This is a genomic window from Niastella sp. (genome assembly GCF_045805085.1).
Classification (GTDB): Bacteria; Bacteroidota; Bacteroidia; order Chitinophagales; family Chitinophagaceae; genus Niastella.
Window position 1 is genome coordinate 1 of the sequence record NZ_JBJMLX010000399.1, and the last position, 2,261, is coordinate 2,261.

Annotated in this window: 1 protein-coding gene; it reads right to left on the reverse strand. The window is 44.8% G+C overall.

Annotated features, from left to right (window positions below):
* Positions 1–2,261 (reverse strand): condensation domain-containing protein (locus tag ACJ751_RS20845; protein ID WP_407747455.1); only part of this gene is annotated, 2,261 nt, incomplete at both ends.

Below are 2,261 nucleotides of genomic sequence, written 5' to 3' on the forward strand. Positions count from 1 at the left end.
GATATTATCCGAAGTCCGTTTTACCTGTTCATCAAACAACTGATGAATTGTCTTATCGGCAGGATAAGGTGCGTCGGTGGCATTAAACGCATGGATGTACTCTTCATATTCTTTATCGGAAATCAGCGACAGCTGCGAGACCGGACTATTGGGGTGCTCAGTTGCCTGCTGCATGAGTACTTCAAAATGCCTTGCCATGGCAGCAATAGTTTCCTCTTTGAAAAGAGCGCTGGCGTATTCAAAAGCGAATGTCAGCGTATGCGCTTCTTCAAAGATTTCGAGCGACAGATCAAACTTTGAGAAACCGGGATCAAAGGGATAGCTGGAAACCGTTAGGCTGCCAGGTGTTTCTACTGCTGGAAAACCCATATTCTGATACACAAACATGGTGTCGAAAACCGGGTTCCTGCCTACATCCCGTTTCTGCTGCACAGCTTGTATTACATGATCAAAGGGATAATCCTGGTGAGCAAATGCTTCCGCTATGGTATTTTTTTTATCGCTGAGCAATTGCGCAAATGTCTGATCGCCTGTTGTGGTGCTTCTGATGGCCAGATTATTCACGAACATGCCCAGTACCTGTCGCACATCAGGATGTCTTCTGCCTGCAACGGGAATACCGATAATAAGATCCTGCTGGCCGGTATATTTATAAAGAAGAATATTATACAATGTAAAGAGCAACACATGAAGTGAGCATTCATGGCGGGTAGCGAGTTGCCGTAATTTTTCAAGCAGTGCCTTATCTGGTTCAAATGTTAATTTTCTTCCCCCTGCATCAAAAATAAGGGGACGTTGAAAATCAGCAGGCAATTCCAGTACCGGCAACTCGCCCTGCAATTGCTGCATCCAGAATGCTTCCTGCTTTTTTATTCGTTCTGATTGAAGGTGTTCCTTTTCTGATGCTGCGTAATCTTTATATTGAACCGGAAGCGGCGATAATGCAATACCCCTGTACAGCAGGAACAATTCCCTGATGAAATGAGCTACCGAGATACCATCAGCAATGAGATGGTGAAAATCCAGGAACAGGATATACTCATTGTGTCCCTTTTCTATAAGGTTGGCTCTGAATAACGGTGCGGTTGCTACATTAAACGGACGGACCAGCTGTTTAAGCAGGTCTTTCAGATCCACATCGCGGTATTCGGTACGGGCCAGTGTAAACAGGAATTTATCCGACACAAGAGCGGGTTCCAGCACATGGAATGCCGGTTCTACGGAAGCGGGAAATATGGTTCGGAGTGAATCGTACCGAATGATCAATTGTTGTATACAGCTTTCCAGCAGCGCAGGATCTATTTCACCTGTTATTTTAATGGCAACGGGAATATTATAGGCGGTGGACGATGGATTCGTCTGCTGGAAATAATAAAGTCTTTTTTGAGTTGCGGATAGCGGATAACGATCTGCCTTGTCAGCGACAGGTATGGGTATATATTCCTGCTTTTTCAAGGCTGATATGGAAGCGGCCAATTGCCGGATAGTGGGTATGTTGTAAATAGTTTCAACAGGCAGATCTACCTGAAATTCTTTTAATACCAGCATGGTCATTTCGGCAGCTCTCAGCGAGTTGCCCCCAATAGAAAAAAAATGCTGATCGATGCCGATCTCCATGGTCTTCAGAATAATTTTCCAGATTTCAAGGAGTCTTTGTTCATACTCCGGTTCGGGAATGCTGTGCGGTTGCGGTCTTATCGGAATTGTCAGTTGGTCAAGCTGCGGGAGGACATCATCAAAATCGCCGTTTTTATACGCTTCGAGCAACCGGAACCGTTGCAATTTCCCGCTGGTAGTTCTTGGTATTTCCTTTACAGGAATTACCCTGTCGATCAGCAATCCTGCTTTTTGATTAATAAGCAGCTTTGCGGATGTGGCCATCTGGCTAAAGTCTTCTATTTTTCCCCGGTGAAGGATGAATAGGACGATCTCTTCCTTACCCCATTCGTTATTATGGCCGCCTGCTACTACCACCTTGTTCAATTCGATCCCCTCTATTTCCTGTGCTATTCTCTCAATATCGTGCGCATAATAGTTTTCGCCATTTGAAAAAAGAATGTCCTTGGCCCTTCCGGTAATGTACAGGCAACCATTCCGTAAAAAACCAAGATCGCCCGTTTTAAGCCACCCGTCTTCCGTTATTGTTTGTTGCGTTGCCGATGCATTATTATAATAACCGGCAGCCACATTATCTCCTTTGATCTGGATATACCCGATGATCTCCTCTGACATTTCTTTATTGTCCTCATCAGCAATCCTTA